The 24,285-nt window shown below is 60.6% G+C and carries 17 protein-coding genes; 10 read left to right on the top strand and 7 right to left on the bottom strand.

Features of this window, described 5'->3' with window-relative positions; all coding sequences use genetic code 11:
• Positions 1 to 23: 23 nt before the first annotated feature.
• Positions 24 to 2,027, bottom strand: coding sequence for a hypothetical protein (locus tag V4529_04535; GenBank protein MES2357590.1), 2,004 nt, complete (start codon positions 2,025 to 2,027; stop codon positions 24 to 26).
• Positions 2,028 to 2,089: 62 nt separating this feature from the next.
• Complete coding sequence (locus V4529_04530) at positions 2,090 to 2,791, bottom strand: DUF305 domain-containing protein (protein ID MES2357589.1); 702 nt, start codon at positions 2,789 to 2,791, stop codon at positions 2,090 to 2,092.
• Between the two features lie 202 nt (positions 2,792 to 2,993).
• Here V4529_04530 and V4529_04525 point away from each other — a divergent pair, with 202 nt between their 5' ends.
• The 7 genes from V4529_04525 (at position 2,994) to V4529_04495 (ending at position 10,441) form a co-directional block, all read left to right on the top strand.
• Complete coding sequence (locus tag V4529_04525) at positions 2,994 to 3,629, top strand: YigZ family protein (protein MES2357588.1); 636 nt, start codon at positions 2,994 to 2,996, stop codon at positions 3,627 to 3,629.
• 118 nt (positions 3,630 to 3,747) lie between these two features.
• Positions 3,748 to 4,554: a succinate dehydrogenase gene (locus V4529_04520; GenBank protein MES2357587.1), complete on the top strand. Its 807-nt coding sequence runs from the start codon at positions 3,748 to 3,750 to the stop codon at positions 4,552 to 4,554.
• Positions 4,555 to 6,372: a fumarate reductase/succinate dehydrogenase flavoprotein subunit gene (locus V4529_04515; GenBank protein ID MES2357586.1), complete on the top strand. Its 1,818-nt coding sequence runs from the start codon at positions 4,555 to 4,557 to the stop codon at positions 6,370 to 6,372. It begins immediately after the preceding gene.
• Positions 6,373 to 6,452: 80 nt separating this feature from the next.
• Entirely contained in the window at positions 6,453 to 7,220 is a 768-nt protein-coding gene (locus V4529_04510; protein MES2357585.1) for a succinate dehydrogenase/fumarate reductase iron-sulfur subunit, read from the top strand.
• Positions 7,217 to 7,729 carry a hypothetical protein gene (locus tag V4529_04505; GenBank protein MES2357584.1) on the top strand — a complete coding sequence of 171 codons (513 nt, stop codon included), beginning with the start codon at positions 7,217 to 7,219 and terminating at the stop codon, positions 7,727 to 7,729. The genes V4529_04510 and V4529_04505 overlap by 4 nt, the downstream gene beginning before the upstream one ends.
• Positions 7,730 to 7,801: 72 nt before the next feature.
• A complete protein-coding gene (locus V4529_04500) occupies positions 7,802 to 8,851 on the top strand; it encodes a serine hydrolase domain-containing protein (GenBank protein MES2357583.1) in 1,050 nt (349 codons plus the stop codon).
• A gap of 141 nt (positions 8,852 to 8,992) precedes the next feature.
• On the top strand, positions 8,993 to 10,441 hold the full coding sequence (locus tag V4529_04495) for a PQQ-binding-like beta-propeller repeat protein (protein MES2357582.1): 1,449 nt from the start codon (positions 8,993 to 8,995) through the stop codon (positions 10,439 to 10,441).
• Between the two features lie 14 nt (positions 10,442 to 10,455).
• Here the strand turns inward: V4529_04495 and dcp are convergent, their stop codons facing one another.
• From dcp to V4529_04470, 5 genes are all read right to left on the bottom strand, one after another.
• Complete coding sequence (gene dcp, locus V4529_04490; GenBank protein ID MES2357581.1) at positions 10,456 to 12,591, bottom strand: peptidyl-dipeptidase Dcp; 2,136 nt, start codon at positions 12,589 to 12,591, stop codon at positions 10,456 to 10,458.
• Positions 12,539 to 14,443: a M1 family metallopeptidase gene (locus V4529_04485; GenBank protein MES2357580.1), complete on the bottom strand. Its 1,905-nt coding sequence runs from the start codon at positions 14,441 to 14,443 to the stop codon at positions 12,539 to 12,541. Before V4529_04485 ends, dcp begins: the two co-directional genes overlap by 53 nt.
• Before the next feature lie 175 nt (positions 14,444 to 14,618).
• Complete coding sequence (locus V4529_04480; GenBank protein MES2357579.1) at positions 14,619 to 17,273, bottom strand: ABC transporter permease; 2,655 nt, start codon at positions 17,271 to 17,273, stop codon at positions 14,619 to 14,621.
• Positions 17,274 to 17,284: 11 nt separating this feature from the next.
• Positions 17,285 to 17,623 (bottom strand): PadR family transcriptional regulator, encoded by a 339-nt coding sequence (locus tag V4529_04475; protein ID MES2357578.1) that lies wholly within the window; start codon positions 17,621 to 17,623, stop codon positions 17,285 to 17,287.
• A gap of 16 nt (positions 17,624 to 17,639) precedes the next feature.
• The gene (locus tag V4529_04470) at positions 17,640 to 18,359 is read right to left on the bottom strand and encodes an ABC transporter ATP-binding protein (protein ID MES2357577.1); all 720 of its coding nucleotides are present in this window, start codon (positions 18,357 to 18,359) and stop codon (positions 17,640 to 17,642) included.
• A 201-nt stretch (positions 18,360 to 18,560) separates the two neighbouring features.
• Between V4529_04470 and V4529_04465 the strand changes: the two genes are divergently transcribed.
• From V4529_04465 to V4529_04455, 3 genes are all read left to right on the top strand, one after another.
• Positions 18,561 to 19,226 (top strand): O-methyltransferase, encoded by a 666-nt coding sequence (locus V4529_04465; GenBank protein ID MES2357576.1) that lies wholly within the window; start codon positions 18,561 to 18,563, stop codon positions 19,224 to 19,226.
• Positions 19,227 to 19,346: 120 nt separating this feature from the next.
• Positions 19,347 to 21,959, top strand: a complete 2,613-nt coding sequence (locus V4529_04460) for a DUF5916 domain-containing protein (protein MES2357575.1) — start codon at positions 19,347 to 19,349, stop codon at positions 21,957 to 21,959.
• 137 nt (positions 21,960 to 22,096) lie between these two features.
• On the top strand, positions 22,097 to 24,241 hold the full coding sequence (locus V4529_04455; protein ID MES2357574.1) for a prolyl oligopeptidase family serine peptidase: 2,145 nt from the start codon (positions 22,097 to 22,099) through the stop codon (positions 24,239 to 24,241).
• Positions 24,242 to 24,285 lie beyond the last annotated feature (44 nt).

The raw sequence follows: 24,285 nt of genomic DNA, 5'->3' as shown, positions 1-24,285 counted from the left end.
CTACTTCCTGAATCAGATGACGATCAGCGCGATGCTGATGCCAGCTGTGTAACGGCGCCTGTGAGCATCTTCACCTTGGATGCGTCGGACGATCCGTTTTCATCACCCTTGAGCTGTGCGGCCAGCTTGGTGAGCGACGCGCGTCGCGCAGCGCCTGATGCGCTCTCAGCACTGGTGAGTCCCTGGCGGACAGATGCGATCTTGTCGGAAGCCAGGCCCTTGGAGCGCTCGAGCTGATCGACGTAGGCGCGTGCAAGCGCGAAGCTTGCCGGCCAGACGATCTTCGGCTGTCCCTGAACGTTCAGATAATCGAAGTGAATGGTCTTCGCAGCGTCGATTTCATTCTGCGAGAGGTACTCGCTTGGCTGCAGCTCGAACACGTCGAGACCGCGCTCGATCTCCGAGCCGACGATCTTGCCGTTGTACCAGTAGGCAGACCAGAAGCCGCCGGTGACCATGCGGGTGGAGTCCATCGGGCCACGATCGAAGTATGCGATCTCGACCGGGTGCGTCGCGTCGGTCCAGTCGAACACGGAGACACCGCCCTGATACCACGCCTGCACCATCACATCACGTCCGGGAATCGGTATGAGCGAGCCGTTGTGGGCGACGCAGTTCTCGAGTGACGTCTGTGGTGCGGGGAGCTTGTAGTAGCTCTGGAAGTGCATCTTGTTATCCGCGATCGTGAAGATCGCGTCGGCGCCCCAATCGCGAGGATCGGTTGCGCGGCACTTGGGCTGGCCACCGCCGCCCCACTCATCGGAGAACAGCACCTTGGTGCCGTCGTTGTTGAACGTCGCGGAGTGCCAGTACGAGAAATTGGAATCGGATGCCGCGTCGAGGCGTACCGGGTGTGCCGGATCCTTGATGTTCAGCAGCATTCCGTAGCCTTCGCATGCACCACCGGCGTAACCGATGCCGGGATAGACGGTGATGTCGTGGCACTGCGTGGGGCCAGTCTTGCCGCGCGGCCCGATCATCTTGGCGATCATGTCGGGAAGCGCGGTGCGAAGTGTTGCGCTGTCCGCAGCGGTTGGCGCTCCAGTGCCGCCGCGCGCAGTTACGATGCTGTCCAGCATGTGGTTGGCGAACCCTGTCGGCAGCACCATGTCATTGCCCAGGATGTTCGCGATGAACGCTCCCTTGGCGCGGGCAGCGGCGATCTCGCTGATGTCTGCTGATGCAGCGCCGTGCTCCGGTGGCGCAACCAGGTCATTGAAGATGCGCGGTGAGCTGACGATAGCGGCCTTTTCCGGATGCGCGAGCGGGACCTTGATCACTTCGATGCGGAAGAGCGCCGAATTGGGATCCTTGTCCGGCGTGACTTTGGAGCAGCCGGCCATTTCGTTCGGCGAGCGGACACCGGCGGAGCCGGAGACATAGACGTAGACGTTGTCCTTGTCTTTCGGATCGACGAGCAGGGTGTGCGTGTGCGAGCCTCGGCACGTCTGCACGTTGGAGATGTACTTCGGATTGTTGATGTCGCTGATGTCGAAGATGCGGATGCCGCGCAAGCGCTCCTTGCTGACCGTATCCTTTACGCCTTCTCCACCACAATCGAGGCGCCCGCTGGTTGCTTCGCTCGAAACGAAGAGGAGATTCCTGTAGACGGAGACGTCGCTCTGTGATGCAGGGCAGTAGTACGACGTCTTGAGCGACACCTGGGCCGGATTCTCAACGTTCCATATCTGGAAGCCGTTGTAGTTGCCCTGGATCGCGTACGGCCCGATGAAGGCCAGATCAGAATTGGTACTGCCGACGAACTTGGGTGGCGGCGCATTGGAAGACATGAGCTTGAGGTTCCACGAAGCCTGGCCGGCGTCTGCCGCGCCAGCCTTGAGGCCGACGCGCGGATCCGGCATCGGTTCACCTGCGGCCATGTTGGCGGCCGGCGATACTTCCTGTGCAGCTGCTGCGGGAGCCTGAGCGGAAACGGCAGCGGCCATGGCGATTGCTACCGACAAATTGAGAACTGCTGCCAGACTTGATCGCGCTCTCGAGCGGAGCGACTGGTGCACGAACGACATAGCTGATTCCTCTAGTGATGTTGGGTGGGGCATGATGGCGCTGACTGCTGGGACTTCTGCGGTTACTGCTCTGTGTCTGCTCCAAACATCTCTGCAACGAGCATCTTCTGCATTCGTGCGATTTCCGTAGCCTGATCGACGTTCGCATCGGTGGCGAGCTTGAACACAATTTCGTCCTGGCCCGCGCCGTACGAATCGAACAGTTGCTTCACCATCGTGATCGCCCCTTCATGATGCTGGATCATATCTCTGAGAAACAGGAGGTCGAAGTTTCGGCCTCGTGCAGCGTCGAGCTCCTTGAGCTGAGCGTCGGAGAGCATGCCCGGCATCAATGGCCCGGCTTTCATGTCGCCCATCGACATGTCGGAGCCGCTCATCATCATTCCGGCATGGCCATCCGGGACGGGCAGTTGGCGATCGCGGAGCCATTGCTGCATGGTCCGGATCTCATCCTGCTGTGCGTTGATGATTCGTGAGGCAAGCGTTTGCACCGACGAATTGGCGCCGTGGGTAGGGGCCCACCTGGAGATGACGATGGCCTGGGCATGGTGGCCGATCATGCCGGTCATGAAGTCGATGTCCGCCTTGGTGTAGGGCAGGCGGGCACTGTCGGCTCTTGCCCTGGCGATTGCTGCCGCCTCGCCGGGTGCAGCGGCAGCAGCGACGGTGGTGGCTTGGGCTGCCGCGGGGCTCGCGGTGGCGGAGGCAGCCACCGCCATGACGGCCAGCAAGGTGGTGATCCCGACGCTTCGCGGTGAGGTCATTTTGAGCACTCTCCTGGGGGCGGGGTTGGGATCGCCCCACTGTGACAACCTGCTCTGGAAGATACCAATACTATCACCTGGGAACGGAGGGGTGAAGTCGTGCGGAAGGGGGACTCCTCACCGCAGGACCGGGGCAGCTGGCCGGAACCAGGACATTGGACAAATCCAGTCGTGCAACGGTTGCACGCGTGGCTACGATTGTATGATGCACGAGGTTGCGCGTTACCCGGTGCCAGCCGCCGATCATCGAGTCGAGCAGAGGATCGACCGGAGTCGGTTCATATGCACGGTGCGTCGTGTGGACAGTCCCGGTGCAGCCCAATCTTTCATTCGGGAAATGAGTGCGGAGTTCGCGGATGCGAGTCACAATTGCTGGGCCTACGTCGCCGGACCGCCGGGAAACACCAACGTGATAGGAATGAGCGATGCCGGCGAGCCGCACGGAACCGCAGGGCGACCGATGCTCACGGTTCTTCTGCACAGCGGAGTCGGCGAGATTGCAGCCGTCGTAACGCGCTATTTCGGCGGGACAAAGCTCGGTACCGGCGGTCTCGTCAAGGCGTATGGCGGAATCGTGCTGCTTGCGCTCGAGTCTCTCCCGCTCGCTGAGCGGGTGGATTACGCCGAGGTGATGCTGTCGATCGGATATCCGACCATTTCCGTTGTGCAACAGGCAATCGCTTCGCTTGGCGCCGAGGTTCTGGAACAGGAGTACGGAGTGAATGTTCGGTATCGGTTGCGAGTACCACGCGCGAACGCCGAACCGTTGCGGGCGGCCGTCGCGGATGCGACGCGTGGCGAGGGGGCGTTTTCGGTCATATCAGAGGACGCCGGCTGACGGAAGACCTGTAGGACTGACCGGCAGGCGGCGGGTCTGACGCTCGCAATCCTCTATCCACCGTTGACCCTGCGGAGTACTTTGTCCTGAAATAGAGCCCCTCAAGAGAGAGCACTTCATGGCGTCTGAAGTGGTTCAGTTGACGCGCCGCGGCTGGGGTGAGACCATGCGGCGCGACACGTGGTGGCTGCAACCGCTCGTGGTCTTCGTGATCCTGAGCGCATTCCTGGTGTACGCGACGTGGGCCGCGTTTCAGAACGCGCACTACGAATACGGTCCGTACCTGTCGCCGTTCTACTCGCCGCTGTTGTTCGCGAATTCACCGCATGCGTGGATTCAGGGCAGCCGGCCGGGATGGATCCCGAGCTTCCTTCCGTTTACGCCCGCGCTGCTGATCCTGCCGTTGCCGGCTGGATTCAGGCTCACATGCTACTACTACCGTGGCGCGTACTACAAGGCGTTCTGGGCGGATCCGTCCAACTGCACGGTCGGAGAACCGCGCACGAGCTATCGCGGCGAGCGGAAGTTCCCGCTCATTCTGCAGAACGTGCATCGCTACTTCATGTACGTCGCGCTCGTGTTCATCGTCATTCTTGCGCACGACGCATACGTCGCTATGTGGTTTCCCGATCCAGCGACTGGCGCAACCCACTTCGGCATCGGAGTCGGCACGCTGGTCCTCACCCTCAACGTGATCCTGCTCGGCGGCTACACGTTCGGCTGTCACTCGTTGCGCCATCTTGTAGGCGGTTATCGAGACCGACTGGCTGGCGCGCCCGTGCGCAAACAGTGCTACGACTGCGTGAGCTGTCTCAATCGCGGTCACATGCGTTGGGCATGGCTCAGTCTTTTCTGGGTAGCGTTCACAGATCTCTACGTGAGACTCTGCTCGATGGGAATCCTGCACGACGTGAGGCTCTTCTAGATGACCGTGTACGAGACCCATACATACGATGTGCTGGTGATCGGAGCGGGCGGCGCCGGACTTCGCGCCGCGATCGAGGCTGCACATTCCGGCGCATCTGTCGGGCTCGTCTGTAAATCGCTGCTGGGAAAGGCTCACACGGTAATGGCGGAGGGTGGCGTTGCAGCCGCACTCGCCAACACCGACGAGCGAGACAACTGGCAGGTTCACTTTGCCGATACCATGCGCGGCGGGCAGTATCTCAACAACTGGCGCATGGCAGAGCTGCACGCGCGCGAGGCACCGGACCGCGTGCGGGAGCTGGAAGCGTGGGGCGCCGTTTTCGACAGAACTCCCGACGGACGGATTCTTCAGCGTAACTTCGGCGGTCACAAGTACCCGCGTCTTGCGCACGTTGGCGATCGCACTGGACTCGAGATCATTCGCACGCTGCAGGATTACGTGATCCACCAGCCTGTCGAAGTGAACATGGAATGCACCGTGATCTCGCTTCTGCGTGACGGTAATCGCGTCACGGGAGCGCTCGCGTACGACAGGGAGCGCGGGCGCTTCAAGGTGTTCGTCGCCGGAGCGGTAGTGTTGGCTACGGGTGGAATCGGCCGCGCCTACCGCATAACGAGCAACAGCTGGGAGTACACTGGCGACGGCCAGTCGCTCGCGTACAATGCAGGCGCTGCGCTTCAGGACATGGAGTTCGTGCAGTTTCATCCCACGGGGATGGTGTGGCCGCCGAGTGTGCGCGGAATTCTCGTGACGGAGGGCGTTCGTGGCGAGGGCGGCGTTCTTGTGAACAACGAAGGGCGTCGCTTCATGTTCGACGACATTCCGGAGAACTATCGCAGCCAGACCGCGGATAACGAAGAGGAAGGCTGGCGTTACACGCAGGGCGACAAGAGTGCACGTCGTCCGCCCGAGCTGCTCACGCGCGATCACGTTGCGCGTTGCATTATGCGCGAGGTGCGCGAGGGGAGAGGCAGTCCGCACGGCGGAGTCTTTCTCGACATCTCGTGGATCGGATCGAAGCTGCCGAATGCGGAAGAGCACATCAAGCGCAAGCTGCCGAGCATGTATCATCAATTCAAGCAGCTCGCCGACATCGACATTACAAAGGAGCCGATGGAAGTCGGCCCTACGACGCACTATGTGATGGGTGGCATTCGCGTCGACGGCGATACGCAGATGTCGACCGTGCCCGGTCTGTTCGCGGCAGGCGAGTGCGCCGCGGGGTTGCACGGAGCGAATCGTCTGGGTGGAAACTCGCTGTCCGATCTGCTTGTCTTCGGGAAGCGCGCGGGGGAACATGCGGCACTGTTCGCGAGTCAGAATCCCGCCGTCCCGCCGCATCAGGATGCGATAGACGTGCTGGCCAGTTACGCACTCGAGCCGTTCGAGCGGGAGGGCGACAGCGTCGAGGGGCCCTATCAGGTGCAGCACGATCTCCAGGCGATGATGCAGGATCTCGTCGGCATCGTTCGCCGGGAAGAAGACATGCAGAAGGCGTTGAGCGGGCTCGCTGTTCTGCGCGCTCGGGCCTCGCAGGTGTCCGTGCCGGGGAATCGGGAGTACAATCCGGGATGGCATACCGCGCTCGATCTCGCGAATCTGCTCACGATCTCCGAGGCGATAACACGCTCCGCGCTCGAGCGTAAGGAGAGTCGCGGTGGCCACTTCAGAGATGATTATCCGGAGAAAGACCCCGCATTCGCGCATTTCAACACGGTTGTGACTCGCGGGCCCGACGGCAGGATGCAGGTCTCACGCGTTCCCTTGCCGGAGATGCGCGATGATCTGAAGCAGATAATCGAGGAGCAGAAATGACTGCTACGGAATCACAGATGCGGGATGTCGCCGAGAGCGGAGCCCGTGCTGCTGCGAGGAGCAACGAGAGCGCCGGAACTATCGCTCAGACGATCACATTTCAGGTGTGGCGTGGCGACGGCACGTCAGGGCACTTCGAGGAATACCGGACCGCAGTATCCGACGGGATGGTCGTGCTGGACGCGATCCATCAGATTCAGTCGGAGAGCGCCAACGATCTGGCGGTCCGCTGGAATTGCAAGGCCGGCAAGTGCGGCTCGTGCTCTGCCGAGATCAACGGCATGCCGCGACTCATGTGCATGACTCGCTTGAATCAGCTCGATCTCGACAAGCCGATAACCGTCGAGCCGATGCGTGCATTTCCGCTCGTGCGTGATCTGGTTACCGACGTTTCCTCGAGCTTTCGCCAGAAGAAGCGCATCAGACAATTCACGCCGCGCGCGCCGGATGCACCGGACGGAACGTGGCGCATGGCGCAGGGCGACGTCGACAGGATTCAGGAATTCCGGAAATGCATCGAGTGCTTCCTGTGCCAGGACGTGTGTCATGTGTTACGCGATCATCATCTGCATGATGAATTCGTAGGACCGCGATTGCTCGTGCACGCGGCGCAGCTCGAGATGCATCCGCTCGATGTGCTGGATCGCACAGGGGACCTCAAGGACAAGCACAACATCGGTTACTGCAACATTACCAAGTGCTGCACCAAGGTCTGTCCCGAAAACATCACGATCACCGACAACGCGATAATTCCGCTCAAGGAGCGTGTCGTCGATCAGCACTACGATCCGCTGCACAAACTAGTCAGTCTGTTTCGTCACAAGGAACCAGCGAGGGTCTCATCATGACGGAGAAATTCCAACTGAAGCCGATTTCGCGAGCGGCGATTCCCAGTGCTCTTCAGAAGGCAGAACGCTACAGACTGCTCAATGAGTCATGGGCGGCCGAGAGCATCTGCCGGGATATTCTCGCGATAGAGCCCGACAATCAACAGGTGATAGTGATGTTGGTACTGGCTCTCACGGACCAGCTTGCGGCAGGGCACGGCCGCGTGATGCACGAAGTGCGCGCTGCCCTGGCCCGCATCACAGATCCATATCAGCGCGCCTACTACACCGGCATTGCATCGGAGCGACACGGCCAGGAGCTGCTGCGTCGCGTGGCAATGGGCAGCAGCACCATGGCGTACAATGCGTTCCGCGAGGCGATGGAGTGGTACGAGAAGGCGGAGGCGATTCGTCCGCCGGAGAACGACGACTCGATCCTGCGCTGGAATACGTGCGCACGGGTGTTGTCGCGCGAGAGCCACCTGGAGCCGCCTGTCATCACGGAGTACGAACCGGTGCTGGGGGAGTAGTGGGCGGGATCGAGGGCTTGCTGCCACAGCCCGGTATCGGAGACTCCTGCAGGCGGTAGGTACTGATTCTCCATGCGTGATTCATCTCGTGCCATCATCGCGGCGATGCTCGTCGCCGGGTCACAACTCCTCGGTGCTCAGCAGCCCTCACCAGGGCGACTCCGACAACCAGCCGTATCGCAGCCAGCGCTGATCAGCCGCCTGTCCCATTCACTCGACAGCCTGGCGGGACTTGGCGAATTCTCTGGTGTGGCGCTGCTTGCCAGGAACGGCGTTCCGGTGTTCCAGCGCGCATACGGCATGGCCGACCGCGAAGCCGGGCGACCGAACAATCTGGAAACCGCGTTCAACATTGGCTCGATCAACAAGATCTTCACCCAAATCGCGATCATGCAACTTCGCGACGACGGCAAGCTCGATCTGGATTCCAATCTCGTGAAGTACTGGCCGGACTATCCGAATCAGGAAGTCGCCGGCAAGGTGACGATCCGGCAGCTGTTGCGACACACATCGGGAATCGGTGGCAACATCTTCGCGGCACCGGCGAGCGGAAAGCGAAATGACATCCGTACGCTCGCGAGTTACCTCCCGTTGTTCGTCGACGCACCGATGCAGTTCGAACCTGGCACGCGCACCGCATACTCCAATGCTGGGTACGTCGTACTCGGCCTGCTGATCGAGCGGCTATCGGGGCAAGATTACTACACTTACGTTCAGCAGCACATATTCGAACCAGCCGGAATGATGCGAACCGCTTCGTACGAGGTTGATTCGCTGCCACCCAATACGGCCATCGGATATACACGTGGCGATGAAACGGCGCCGGCCGGAGTATCTCTTCATCGCAACAGTGCTGACCTTCCGGGACGGGGCAGCTCAGCTGGTGGCGGCTATTCCACGGTGCACGACCTGCTCGCATTTCTCCAGGCTCTGCGTGCGCACAGGATCAGATCAGGACCGCCAGCTGGTCTGGGGGCTGCGGGCGGATCAGTTGGACTCAACGGCGATGTCGAAGGCGATCTGCCGGGTGGCTACGACCTGATAGTACTTGCCAACCAAGATCCGCCTGCGGCCGAGCGCGTCGCGGAGATGGTAAGGAAGTGGCTCGGTGCCAAGGATTGAGAGGTGCAATAGCGTCGAACGATCATCGGCACGGCCGATGCAGGTCGGGCCGATGATCGTTCCGTGCGCCAGACGCCGGACATGATCCATCAGACGACTCAACCAAGTCGCGCTCGCGACCGAGGCGAAATGCAGTACCTCATGGCTATCTGTTCTCTCGTATTGACTGCGTGCAGCGGCGGATCGGCCGAGCGCACGCCTGCGACTACAACCACCGCTCCGGGCGACTCCACAACCGCTGTCGCGCCAGCTGCGGTCCATCAGGACTGGACCCGGTTCGGCTTTGACGTTGGACGCTCGAGCGTCGATCCAGCGTCGACGGGAATTACCGCCGCAAATGTTGCATCGCTCGAGAAGCAACAGGTTTCGATAGACGGAACCGTCGACGCGTCTGCCATCTACCTGCACGGCGCGAGTGTGAGCGGTGGAACACATGATGTGTTCTTCGTCACGACGACATATGGAAAGACGCTGGCAATAGACGCCGACAGCGGCAAGGTGCTCTGGACGTACACACCTTCCGGTTACAGTGGTTGGGCCGGCTCTCGACAGATCACCACCGCGACACCGGTAGCAGATCCGAGCCGGCAGTTCATCTACGCGGCATCGCCAGATGGGCACATCCAAAAGCTCGCAGTCGCGGACGGTCACTCCGTCTGGAGCACCGCCATTACAAAGCTTCCGGAGCGGGAGAAGATCGCATCGTCGCTGAACTTCTTTCACGGAAATGTGATCGCTACGACCGGTGGCTACATCGGAGATGCGCCACCGTATCAGGGTCACGTTGCCATTCTGGATGGGGCGAGCGGCAACCTGCTGCACGTATGGAATTCTCTGTGTAGCGATCAGACCGTGCTGATCGATCCCAAGTCCTGTCCTGAAAGCGATTCGGCGATATGGGGTCGGGCCGGTGCAGTGATCGACTCCACTACCGGAGACATCTATGTCGCCACGGGCAACGCGAAGTGGGATGGCAAGACGTATTGGGGCGACGCAACTCTCGAGCTCAATCCGACAGCGACTGCTCTGCTCGGCAACTACACACCATCGAACACCGATCAGCTCGATGAAACCGATGCGGACGTCGGATCATCATCTCCGGTCCTGCTCGGTGGCGGATACATCGCGCAGGGTGGCAAGGATGGAACGATCAGACTTCTAAACCCGTCGGTGATGAGCGGTGCGACAGCTCACAAGGGCGGCGAGCTGCAGGTGATTCAGACGCCAGGGAGCGCGCGACTCTTCACGGCGCCAGCAGTTCTATACAGCAACTCCAATACGTCGATGTTCGTCGCGGACGGAAGCGGGACAGCTGCATGGAGCTTCAGCAACGGCAAGCTGCAATCGATGTGGCAGAACGGAACGGCGGGCACCAGCCCTGTTGTAGCTGGCGGCCTGCTGTACGTCTACAATCCGAATGGCGGTCTGGTGGTGTACGAGCCGAGCACCGGGAAGCAGATCGCGAGCCTCGATGCCGGTGGCGGTCACTGGAACAGTCCGATCGTCGTCGACGGAAGGATTGCGCTGCCCGAAGGCAGCGCCAACGATCACAGCACAAGCGGCACGCTGGACATCTGGCGTGTCAAATAACTAAAGTCAGTTCGCTACTGCGTTTCACCCGCAAGCAACCCGCGTTCCGCGAGCATCGGCTCGATGCGTGGATCGCGGCTACGGAATGCACGATACATCGCGGCGAGATCCTCCGTATTACCGCGCGATAGGATCATTGCGCGGAAGCGATCGCCGTTCTCGCGCGTGAGCCCGCCGTTCTCCTCGAACCACTCGTACGCGTCCGCGTCCAGCATCTCGGCCCACAGATATGCGTAGTAGCCGGCAGAGTAGCCGTTTGACCAGATGTGCATGAAGTAGCTGGAGCGATAGCGCGGTGGAACGGTACGCAGGTTGACGTTGTTTTCGCTCAACGCCTGTGTCTCGAAGGCATCGACGTCCATGAGTGGTGCATCGGCGGGCAGAGTGTGCCACGCCATGTCGAGCAACGCCGCCGCCAGCACCTCGGTCAACCGGTAGCCCTGATTGAACTTCTCGGCCTGCTTGATCCGTTCCGTGAGGTCCTGAGGCATCGGCTCGCCGCTGGCGTGATGCTTCGCGTAGTTCGCAAATACCGTTGGCTCGGTCGCCCAGTGCTCATTGAACTGGGATGGAAGCTCGACGAAGTCGCGCGCAACGCTGGTTCCCGACAGGCTCGGGTACTGCTGGTCCGCGAAGAACCCGTGCAGCGCGTGACCGAACTCGTGAAACATTGTCGTGACGTCGTCGAAGCTGATCAATGCCGGCTCGCCCGATGCCGGCTTCATGAAATTCGCGACGTTGTATATCACCGGCCTGGCGCCGAGGAGCTTCGACTGCGTGATGAGGCTGTCCATCCACGCGCCGCCGTTCTTGTTGGCGCGTGCGAAGAAGTCGCAGTAGAAGAGCGTCAGCGGCGATCCATCAGCGTCGGTCACCTCGAATACGCGCACGTCCGGATGGTACACGGGAAGATCGTCGCGCTCCCGGAACGTGATACCGTACAGACGAGTTGCGGCGTAGAACACGCCATTCTGCAGCACGCAATCCAGCTCGAAGTACTGCTTGATCTGCTCCTCGTCGAGATCGTATCTCGCTCTCCGGACGCGCTCTGCGTAGTGCTCCCAATCCCACGGTTCCAACTGGAACGACTCGCCGTCGCCGTCGATTATCGCCTGGATAGCGTCGCCTTCCGCGCGTGCGTTGGCCGTAGCGGCAGGAACCAGATCGCGCACGAACTTCAATGCCGCTCCGGGAGTCCGGGCCATCTGATCCTGCAATGCCCACTCGGCGTAACTAGCATGGCCCAGCAGGTTCGCCTGCGAGGCGCGAATCTGCGCAAGGCGTGCTATGAGACCGCGGGTGTCGTTCGCGTCACCCTTTTCGGTGCGGGTGTACGACGCGTCGAACAAGCGCTTTCGGACGTCACGGTTCTTAAGCGCCAGAAGCGCCGGTTGTTGCGTCGTGTTCTGCAGCGGGATGAGCCACGCGTTGTCGAGATTACGCTCCAGCGCCGCTCGCTCCGCTGCCGCGATCTCGGCGTCGCTCATCCCCGCGAGTGCATTACGATCGGTCAGTGCCAACGCGCCGGCTTTGGCTGCCGCAAGCAGCTTGTTGACGAACGCCGTCTCGAGTGTCGACGCCTCCTGGTTCAGCGCCATGAGCGCCGCCTTGTCAGGCTCGGCGAGTCTGGCGCCCTTCTGCACGAAGACGTCGTTGTAGTACCAATCGAGCAGGCGGCGCGACTCTGCATCGAGAGTCAGGCTATCGCGTTGATTGTAGATCGATTCCACGCGCTCGAACAGCCGGCGATCGAGATAGATCCCATCCTCGTGCGCCGCTAGTCTGGGCGCGACATCTTCCTGGACCTGCTGCAGGAAGTCGCTCGTGTTGGCACCAGTAATCGCGCTGAATACAGGCATCACGCGGTGCAGCAATTCGCCGGATTTCTCCAGCTCCACTAGCGTATTCTCGAACGTTGGCGGGGCAGGATTGTCGATGATCCGCGCGATCTCCGCCATCTGCTGGCGCATTCCTTCCTCGATCGCCGGCTGGTAGTCAGCCTCCTGAATCTCATCGAAGCGCGGCGCCTGGAACGGCAACGTGCTCGGGGTGAAGAATGGATTCACGCGCGCGGAGGTCGTGCTCATGATATCAGCACTACTTGCGTGCCCACTTGTTGTTCGTGGTATCCGCGTCCATCCAGATCCCACCGTCGAGATCGAGCGAGCTGACGGCTCGGGTTGCCGGGATCGTGACGGTTGCCCTGCGTTGATTGGCTTCCCAGATCGCGGGCGTCTGATGGAACGTCGCTGAATCACCATTCGTGTACTTCACGCGAATGTCGACTGGAGCATCCATACCACCGATGTTGTCGATCACGACCGAGTAACCGTTGCGAGCTTTAGTGACGCTCGCGACTGCGAGATCGATGTAGTTGTTGCTGAAGTACCAGTCATTCCAGAACCAGTTCAGATTCTTCCCGGATACGTTGCTGAACGTGTTGAAGAAATCCCACGGCATCGGGTGCTTGCCGTGCCAGCGATCCATGTACGCCTGCAGACACTTCTTGAATTGCGCGTCGCCAAGCAGGTCCTTCATGGCCAGGTATCCAAGTGCAGGCTTACCGTACGCATTATTACCGTATGCCACACCCTTGAGCACGTCACCAGGCGTGACGATCGGCAGGTCTTCGAGTGGCGACGGATCGTGGATCCAGCCATTGACGCGGAATTGCTGGAAGAAGGTGGAAGCACGTTCCTTGCCGAGGTCGGCAGTCCCGATGAGGTACTCGAAGGTCGTGGCCCAGCCCTCGTCCATGAAGCCGTATCTCGTCTCGTTGGTTCCCATGTAGAACGGGAAGTACGTGTGTGCGATCTCGTGTTCGACGACGAAGCGGGAGAACACAGTGTCGGGCGTACTGCCGTCGTTGACCATCATGGGATATTCCATGTCGGCGGAACCCTGTACTATCGTCGTTTTCTCGTACGGATAGGGGACGCCGGGCCAGTTATGCGAAAGCCAGTCGAGCGCGTGCTGGCCGAAGTGGACCATGTGATGGTAGTCGGCGGCCGTGTCGTTGAACGCGGATTGTACGCTGGCGCGACGGTGCGCCGCATCATCGACGATTACGCTGGCGGCATCCCAGTCGTAGTGGTTGCTGACGGCAAATGCCATGTCTGGAATATTGCTGGCTCTGAAGTGCCATGCGTTCGTCGGCTTCTGCACGGTGATGCTGTCGCCAGCCATCTGCTCTCTTGTCGCGACGTGGATCACCTGATCGGAAGTAAGCGAGTTGTTGAAGCGTTGCAACGGTGCAGGCTGCAGCACATCAGCGGCGTTCAGTAGTGTGCCAGTTCCCCACACGACGTAGTTCGCGGGAACGTTCAGCGTAACGTCGTAATCATTGAAGTCGCTGTAGAATTCCTGCTGGTCCGTGAAGTCCATCGTATCCCAGCCGTTGTAGTCGTCGAAGACCGCAACGCGTGGGTAGAAGTACGCCAGATAATACGTGGTCGAATCGATCATGCCTTCGCGACCCGCTTCCAGCGATATCTCGTAGTGCCAGTCGAAGGCGAGCCTGACCGAATCGTGCGGCATGAGCGGGGTCTTCAATGGAACGCGCTTCCACGTGAAGGTGCGTGCATCGTTGCCCCACGGAGTGGCAGTTCCGTTAACGGCGAACGAGTCGATGTGCACGCCGGATGTGAGATACGCGTCAGCAGCGCCACCCGCACGTGGCGCTCCCGGCCTGTGGATGTTGACGAACAGCTTGATGACGAGGCTCTTCAGCGTGTCCGGGCTGTTGTTGGAGTAGCTGATCTGCTCTGTGCCCCTGATGGTGCGATCGGGTGGTGCAACAGTGAGCGAGATGGAGTAGCGGCCGTGATTCTCCCAGTAGTTGGGCCCGGGGCGGCCGTCGAGTGAGCGAGTTCCCTTTCTTATTGCTTCCTTGACGTTGCGCGGCATGTAGAGCGTCTGCACTGTCGGCGTTGGGAACAACGGAACGCCCAACAACGCAACCAGCCACGACTTGGCGAGCAATGGCTTCGTAAGGTCAAGCATGAAATGGGAAATCATTTTCGTTTCTCTCGCATTTTGAGGTGCGGCAGAGCATCGTAATTGCCGATTGATAAGATGACGACAAATCGATGCCCTGGGTAGGGCGGGAGAATACAGCGATATCTGCGATGATTCCCTGGGTAATCCTTACGTCGATCCTTACTCCATGGGGCCCTCTCTACTCATAGCGCAAGGCGACAACGGGCTCCACCCGCCCGGCACGCCTGGCGGGGAAATAACTGGCAGCCAGCGCAACCGTGCCAAGCGCGAGCGCTACCACGATCAGAGTGACCGGATCTCGTGCCGTCACTCCGTAGAGCAGGAATGCGAGAGTCCTGCCAGTGAACCACGCCCCGGTGATACCGAGCATGACACCGATCGCCGCCATGCGAGCACCGTCGATGATCACCATGCGCACAACTGTATGATATTTCGCGCCCAACGCCATCCTGACACCGATCTCCTGCGTGCGCTGTGCGACACCGTACGAGACGACGCCATAGATACCGGACGCGGCTATCACGAGTGCGATGAGCGCAAAGACGGCGAGAACGTCCGCGAGCAGGCTGTTGTACGAATAGTGTCGCGCCATCATGGCTCGCATCGTCATGACACGTGTTACGGCAACGGAAGGATCGATTGCGCCAACCGTCCTGATGGCCTGCTGCGCCATTCCGCCCGGATTCCCGGCTGTCTGAATCGCGATATCGGTGCTCCAGACAGCGCGTCGCATCGGAGAGTAGACTTCCGGTCCTGGCGGCTCGTCTGCACCGGCGTAACTCACGTCTCCGACGACACCAGCTATGGTGTACTGCTCACGTCCCTCGAGGCCCATGCGGATCGTATGGCCAATCGCACTACGCTCAGGCCAGTACCGATTGGCCATCGTGCGATTGATGATCACTACAGAGGTGGTCGTGTCACGGTCGGCATCGTTGAAGTCCCGGCCGTCGATCTGTGGAATTCCCATGACCGCGAAGTAGCCCGGCGTGACTACTTCTTCGTGAGCGGTCAGTCCCTGAATGACCGGGATGCCCGGCCGGCTGTCGGGAACGAAGTTGCCGGAGTTGTTGCTGTTGCTGAGCGGGAGCCGGTCAATCACCGCTACACGGCGGACACCCGGTAGTGCTTCGAGCTGATGCACCAGTGTGCTGCGGTACGTAATTGCCTGACTGGCGTTCAGTGTGGATGGAAGCTGCAGATGAAGTGTGAGCACCTGGTCGGGTTTCAAACCGGTGCCGGCCGCAGTCAGCCTCGTAAAGCTCTGAACCAGCAGGCAGGCTGCCGTAACGAGTATTACGGCAAGTGCGATCTCGCTGATGACGAGCGTCGTGCGTACTCTTGCGATTCGGCGACCGACAGTGCTGCCGCGCGTGCCCTGCTTGAGCGCTCCAGTCAGCTCCGCGCGCGCTGCTCGAAACGCCGGAAATGCGGACAACCCAGCGCCGATCGCGACGCATATTCCCAGCATCATGAGCACCACGTGCTTGTTGACACCCATTGCTTCCCATCCCGGGAGAAAGCTGAACAGGTCTGCCGGGACATTCTGCTTGACCAGAGTCACTCCCAGTTTGCCAGCAAGCACGCCAAGTACGCCTGCAGCGAGTGACAGCATCATGCCTTCGATGATCAGCTGACGTGCGAGTTGTCCGCGTCCCGCGCCCAGCGCCGCGCGAACCGCTACTTCGCGCTCGCGTGTAGTCGCGCGAACGAGCATCAGGTTGATAACGTTGGCGCACGCGATGAGCAGGAGACCGGTGACGGCGCCGACAACAAGCAGGACTGACGACCGGACGTCGCCGGTTCGGAATTCCTTGAGCGGTGCCACTATGAAACGCCAGCTGTCATTGGGTGTCGGCGACTCAACCGCGAGCCGTCGCTCGACTGCCGCCACATCGCGCGCGGCGTCGGCAGCTGTTGCGCCAGGTCGTAGTCTCCCGAGCACCATGCTGCCATTGAAGAAGTTGCGGTTCAACGCAACACTATCGGGAACGCTGACCGGTCCCCAGACGGACGCAGTCGTCGGAAATGCATCGTCCCTGCGTAAGACTCCAATCACTGTTCTCGGAATCCCGTTCAACGACACACTGCGCCCGACGATAGTCGGATCTCCATTGAAGTGGCTCTGCCAGAATGAATAGCTCAGCATCACCACGGTTACGGTGTGCGTCGACGCGTCCGCATCAGATTGCGTGAACGACCGGCCAATCAATGGCGTGACGCCGAGTACCGAGAAGTAGTTCGGCGTGACGACTGCACCTTCGGCAACAGTTGCCGTTGCACGACCCGACACCGTCACGTCCCAGTATCGCTCCAGTGCTACATCCTGAAAGACGGTGTGTGCAGCGCGAATCGCTACATAATTTCCGGGAGATAGCGTCACGCACGCCGATTCAGAAGGAGCAGCCTGGCATACGGTTGCAATACGGTCGACATCGTGGAGCGGGATTGGATGCAATAGAGTTGCATCGAGCAACGCAACCACCGTTGTCGTGGCGCCAATTGCGAGCGTGAGTGTGAGCAGCACGGTCAGCGTGATCGCCGGAGTTCGCAACAGGGATCTCGCCCCGTACCGCACGTCCTGGCATAGCGCGTCGATCCAGCCGAGCGACCAGTGATTTCTACTCGCCTCCTGCAGCATCGTCGCGCTTCCGAATTGTCGTCTCGCGAGCTCGCGCGCGGCATCCGGTGCCATCCCGCGCGCCTCGTTGTCGCGCGTCAGCATGTCGATATGAAACTGCATCTCGTCACGCAGTTCCTCATCCAGCGAAGCACGGCGCGCACGGAACGACAGACGTCTCAAGATCGCCGCGAACCAGCTCCAAATCGCCATTACTCGTTACCTCAGACTGCCTGGATGACCCGCTGAATCGCTTCTATTGCCTTTCGGAAATCCGCCACCTCCGCGCCGAGCTGCTTCTTGCCGGCGGCGGTGAGCCTGTAGTATCGAGCGCGGCGTCCCGTCGGGGACTGACCCCACTCCGACGTCAACCATCCCTTCACCTGCATACGCTGAAGCGATGGATACAGTGAGCCTTCCTCGACCTGAATCGCCTCGCGCGATACCTGTTGAATGTGCTGCGCGATTCCGTACCCATGCATCGGTGTGATGGTGAGTGTCTTGAGAATCAGCATGTCCAGAGTGCCAGGAAGTACGTCTGCGCGATCGGTTTTCTTCGACATGATGGATATGGTGGTATCAGACTGGTTGCAGCATCGAATCTCGCGATGCTATTGCGACGACATTCCCGTCCAGCAGATTGATTGTTCGCTCGGCGTGCCGGGCATGACGCGGATCGTGTGTCACCATGCAGATCGTCGATCCCGTGCGATGCAGCTCAGCCAGCAGTTCCATCACCTGATCGCCGTTATCGCTGTCGAGATTACCGGTAGGCTCGTCCGCGAGAATGATCAGTGGCTCGCCTGCAATCGCTCGCGCAACCGCGACACGCTGCTGCTGACCGCCGGAGAGCTGCGCCGGATAGTGATCCAGCCGGTGCGCCATCCCCATTCGCTCGAGGGCGTTGAGCGCGCACTTGCGCCGGTCTCGCGGCTCGAGACCGCGGTAACTCAGCGGTAGCGCAACGTTCTCCCACACGGTGAGATCGCCCAGCAGGTTGAACGCCTGAAAGATGAAACCGATCTGGCTGTTGCGAATGCGCGCCCGCTGTCCGCCCGACAGCTCCGCAATGTCGCGGCCGCCAAGGACGTAGCGGCCAGCGCTTGCGACGTCGAGAAGGCCGAGGATCGACAGCAGAGTGGTCTTGCCGCACCCTGACGGACCGGAGATCGCGACGTACTCTCCGCGCGCGATCTCGAACGACACGTCGGACAGGGCGCGCGTCTCCACTTCATCGGTGAGATACGTCTTTCCGACCCGTTCGAGTCGGATTACCGGCTCAGGTCCCCACGAAGTCATCGGCACGTTGGCGTTAGGGTCAACTGCCCCAGGCGATCAATACATAGTCAATCTATGTGTAGCCTTTCTATGTGACAAGATGGCGACTGCGCCACGCGGGCCGGATCGGCCGCGGGACCGGGCTTTGCAGCATCTTTGACCTGTATTCACCCGAACACGGCCAGCCGGCAGGGCCGGTATCACGATTACGGAGCCAACACGATGGATCAGGAAACATGGACGGCGGTCGACGGCTACCTCGCGGAGAAGCTGATTCCCCCGGATTCCGCGCTGGACGCTGCGCAGGCTGCGACGGCGGCGGCGAACATGCCGGCGATCAGCGTCTCTCCGACTCAGGGGAAACTGCTCCAACTGCTCGCCATGACGCTGCGCGCCAAGTCGATCCTCGAGATCGGTACACTCGGCGGCTACAGTACGATATGGCTCGCACGCGGCCTCGCTCCTGGAGGAAGGATCGTGACTCTGGAGAAGGCGCCCATGCACGCGGACGTTGCAAGAGCGAACATAGCGCGAGCGGGATTCGCAGACGTCGTCGATCTGCGCGTGGGTAGTGCGCTCGACACGCTTCCGCAATTGGCCGCGGAAGATCGCGAGCCGTTCGATCTGGTCTTCATCGACGCCGACAAGCAGAACATACCCGCCTACTTCGACTGGGCGGTCACGCTGGCGCATCCCGGAAGCATGATCGTCGTCGACAACGTCGTGCGTGATGGGGATGTCATCAACGACGATACCGAAGACACTGGCACGCAAGGGGTACGTCGATTCTTCGACCGGGTGTCCATAAGCGCGCTAGTGACCAGCACGGCGATTCAAACAGTTGGGTTGAAGGGTTATGACGGATTCACGGTATCCATAGTGAACTGACGATGTGGGGCGATGGAGGTGCTTCCATGCCGAAACAAACCATTTTGACACGTCGAGCATCTCATGGTCGAGAAGGGCACGCGCCGGCGGGCCCGTCAATGCACCATTCAACGCTCGCCAGTGTCCTTTCAGATTCGATCTTCATTCTCAGCTTCGCGGCCCACGCTCGGTGCGGTGGCGATGATTCTCGGCGCGATGGCTCCTGTCCTCGTTCGTGCACAGGCATCTCAGGCATCTCAGGCACCGCAGCCAGCCGCTGCATCTGACTACATAACGTCGGTTGCAGCGGTGCATGCGGACCATCCGCCCGTGCTGGATGGTCGCGACGACGATGCGGTATGGCGAAAGGCGCCGGCGGTAACGCACTTCCGCGAGTTCGATCCGGTGGAGGACGGCGATCCGCGCTTCCGCACCGAATTCAAGGTCGCGTACGACAGTCACAACATCTACGTCTTCATTCGCGCGTTCGATCCCGAGCCGGCGCTCATACGCAAGACCCTTGCGCGGCGGGACGTTCGTCCGCCGACAGATCAGCTGAAGGTGATGATCGATTCGTATCACGACGGCCGCAGTGGATTCGAGTTCGCAGTCAGCCCGGGTCTGGTGAAGCGTGATTACGCGATGTACGACGACACCAACGAAGACCAGACGTGGGATGGCGTCTGGGACGTTGCGACATCCATCGATTCACTCGGGTGGACCGCCGAGTTCGCGATTCCCATGTCGCAGCTTGGCTTCAACAACGCACCGGTGCACACGATCGGGTTCGGGATCTGGCGCGACATCGATCGCTTCAAGGAGCGTGTGAGCTGGCCGGTGTTTCGTCCAAGCAGGAACGCGACTGTCTCTCAACTGGGAACGGTGACCGGTATCGGGGACGTGGGATCGACGCATCCGCTCGAAGTGGTTCCGTACGTTGTGACAAAGAATGTTTCGACGGTGGGCGCTTCGTCGTACGGCCGTGCGCAGCGCCTTTCTGCCGGTGCGGATCTCAAGGTTGGCGTGACGCCGAGTCTGCGACTGACGGCGGCGGTGAATCCTGACTTCGGTCAGGTGGAAGCAGATCCGTCGGTGCTCAACCTCGGTACGTTCGAGACATTCTTCAACGAACAGCGTCCGTTCTTCGTCGAAGGACAGGGGCGTTACGCGTTCAGCATCAACTGCAACGTCGTGAACTGCAGCTCAGAGGGACTGTTCTACTCACGAAGAATTGGTCGCACTCCGCAACTAATTGGGAATTACGGTGACCCGAGCTCGCCGACCGCGACGACTATCCTCGGCGCTACCAAGCTGAGTGGCCGGATTGGAAAGTCGCTGTCTTTGGGAGTGCTGGACGCGGTGACGGAGCGCGCGACGGGTTCGCTCGACAGGACCATCGAGCCAACGACCAATTACGGTGTCGCTCGTGTGCAGCGCGAGTTCCGTGATGGAAAGAGCTACATCGGCGCTGTTCTCACGAGCGTCGACCGGAACACCGACTCGTGGACTGCGGATGCGCTGCGGCGAACGGCGACTGTTGGCGGAGTGGACTTCGCGCATCGCTTCCTGAACGACAATTACAAGATCTCCGGATCGTTGACGGGAAGTGAAGTGACGGGAACGGCCGCTGCGATCACGCAGACTCAGATGAGCGCCGTGCACTACTACCAGCGGCCTGACGGGAAGCTGCGCGTCGATTCCAGTCTCACGTCGCTGACAGGTAATGCGGAAGAGCTGCTGTTCGGCAAGTACGGCGGCGGGATCACACGCTTCGAGACGAGCTACCAGCGTCAATCCGCAGGTTACGAGATCAACGATATCGGGTATTTGCGCCGGGCGGATCGGCAGAGCTGGAGCAATTGGGGCGCGCTCAATTTTCTGAAGCCGACTCGGCTTTACAACAGCTTTAGAATCAATGGCAACTTCTGGAATACGTGGAACACGAACGGGTTGGCGCTGGAGCATGCGGTCAATTCCAACGTGCATTTCGTTTTCCACAACAATTGGGGTTTCAACGCTGGCGCCACGCTTGGCCAGTTGGGAAGCACGTACTGCGACAGGTGCGCACGGGGCGGGCCGGCGGTGCGGCAATCGTCGTATCTCTCTCCATGGATGGGTGTCACCGGTGATGATCGACGCCGAATCACGCCGGCAGTCTATCTGAACTACATGCGCACCGACGAGGGGCGCTCGCACAATCTCAGCATCGAGCCAACGCTAAGCGTGCGCGCATCGAGCCAACTGCTTCTATCGCTGGATGTCACCGCATCGCACAACGACGACAACACGCAGTGGATCGGCAACTTCCATGATACAGCTACATCCGCGATGCACTACGCATTCGCGCATCTGCATCAGAACACGCTCGTCACCGCCGTTCGCGCGACGTACATCGCAACACCGGCGCTGTCGTTCCAGTTCTATGCGCAGCCTTTCGTGTCGAACGGTTCCTACTCAGACCCGCGCGAACTGAGTGCGGATCCGCGTGCAGCGCGATACTCCGACCGATATGTCGCCTACACGCCACCAGTGTCGGCGATGTCGGGATTCAGCGATCGCGAGTTCAAGTCGAATACTGTAGTGCGCTGGGAATACCGACCAGGATCGACACTGTTCCTGGTGTGGACGCAGGGACGTCAGCGGTACGACAACGCACCAGATGCACGCGGATGGACACAGACATATCCGGATCTGTTGCAGCTCCGGCCGGACAACACGTTTCTGGTGAAGTTCAGCTACTGGTTGAACAGGTAGCAGCCGCAGCGCATCCCGGGCCGGTGCCAGCGCCGGGACGGACTTCAGCCGCCGACGCACGACAGCAGTGGGAGTGTGACGGTGGCGCCGCGCCCGCGGGCGCGCTATTCTCTCCGTACCACAAACTCTCAAGGGCCATGAAACTCTCGTTTCGGTCACTCTCGCTGGCTGCGTCGCTCGTCACGTTTGCCAGCCCGTCCATCGGCGCACAGTCCGGGGCGGCTGCACATCCGTCGGTTGCGGTCAGCAACGATCCCTTTGTGTGGCTGGAGCAGGTTTCCAGTCCACGATCCATGGCGTGGGTGAACGCTGAAAATGCAAAGACCGTCGCGGTGCTGGAGAAGGATCCGCACTATGCTGCGCTTTACGCCGATGCGGTGAAGCTGGCGGAGGCGCGTGACCGCATTCCGTCGCCGTCGATCATCGGCGGTCAGATCTACAATTTCTGGCAGGACGCAGAGCATACGCACGGACTGTGGCGGCGCACGACGCTCGCCAGCTACCGAAGCGCATCACCGGCATGGACGACCGTGCTCGATCTCGACGCGCTATCCAAGGCAGAGAAGGCGAACTGGTTCTGGAAGGGAAGTACCTGCGCCGAGCCTGCGGAGCGCCGTTGCATGGTTCAACTGTCGGACGGCGGCGAGGATGCCGTGACTGTTCGGGAGATCGATCTGCCGAGTGCGAGTTTCGTGTCGGGTGGATTCGTATTACCGCATGGCAAGCAACGCGTGGCGTGGGAAGATCCCAACACGTTATTGGTCGCGCGCGAGTGGGCACCGGGCGAGATCACGAAGTCGGGATATCCTTACATTGTAAAGCGCATCAAGCGCGGGCAGCCGCTGTCGGCGGCGACCGAAGTGTTTCGCGGAACGGCGAACGACGGCGGATATGGCGTGTCGCCTTTCACGCTCGACGATGGCGACGGTAACCATGCAGTGTTCGTGGCCCGTCCACTGAGCACGTTCGAGGCCGAGCAGTTCATCCTGACCAGGAACGGATTCGAGAAGCTTGCGCTTCCGCTCAAGTCGTCCGTGTCGGCAATGGTTGCGGGCAGAGTGATCATTTCGCTGGACACAGCCTGGACACCAGCTGGTGGCACCGCCTTCAAGGCCGGATCCGTCGTATCGGTACCGCTGGCGACCATGCTCGCGAGTCCGGCGAAGTTTGCGCCGACGCTCGTTGCAGCGCCCGGCCCCCGGGAGTCGATCAGTGGGATGGCTACGACGAAGAACGCGCTCATACTCACGCAGCTCGACAATGTGCGTGGACGCGCCTACACATACACGCCGGCAGCCGCGAACCGGTGGACACGCTCCCAGCTCAGGTTTCCCGACAATCTCACCATCGGCATCGTCGATGCTGATGCGCATTCGAACACGGCATTTCTTGGCGTTACCGGATTCCTGACGCCCAGCTCGGTATGGCTGGTGGATGCGCAGTCGGGTGCGCTCTCGTCGGTCAAGTCGCTTCCGCCCAAGTTCGACGCGTCGAATGATGTAGTCGAGCAATTCGAAGCCACGTCGAAGGATGGCACGCGTGTACCGTACTTTGTCGTACATCGGCGCGGCATGAAGCTGGACGGGAACAATCCGACGATTCTCTATGCGTACGGCGGATTCCAGGTGTCGGAGACTCCCAACTACTCGCCGAACATCGGCAAGCTGTGGCTCGAGCACGGCGGAGTGTGGGTGCTCGCGAACATTCGTGGCGGCGGTGAGTTCGGTCCGGCCTGGCACGAGGCCGGCCTCAAAACGCATCGTCAGGTGGTATACGACGATTTCGCGGCGGTTGCGCAGGACCTCGTCAAGCGCAGAATCACAAGCACACGCCGGCTCGGCATTCAGGGCGGATCGAACGGTGGTCTGCTGATGGGCGTCGAGTTCACCCAGCATCCTGAGATGTGGACTGCGGTGGACATCCAGGTCCCTTTGCTGGACATGCTGCGTTACGAGCAGATCGCGGCGGGCAGCTCGTGGGTGGGAGAGTATGGCAGCGTTTCCGTTCCGGCGGAGCGCAAGTTCCTGGAATACCTGTCACCATACAACAACGTTCACGCCAACGTGAAGTATCCGGAACCGCTGATCTGGACCACCACCAAGGATGACCGCGTGGGTCCGCAACACGCACGCAAATTCGCGGCAAAGCTGGCGTCGATGAATATCCCGTACCTGTTCTACGAAGTGATAGAAGGTGGTCACGGGTCAGGTGCAAGTCTCAAGGAGCGCGCGCACACGACGGCATTGGAGATGACCTACTTCACGCGCAAGCTGATGCAGTGACACGCGTAGTGACATGCGCTGCGATATGCACTGTGATATGCACT

The sequence above is a fragment of the Gemmatimonadota bacterium genome (assembly GCA_040388625.1).
Taxonomy (GTDB): domain Bacteria; phylum Gemmatimonadota; class Gemmatimonadetes; order Gemmatimonadales; family Gemmatimonadaceae; genus Fen-1247.
This window is presented reverse-complemented; position numbering and strand designations above follow the sequence as displayed.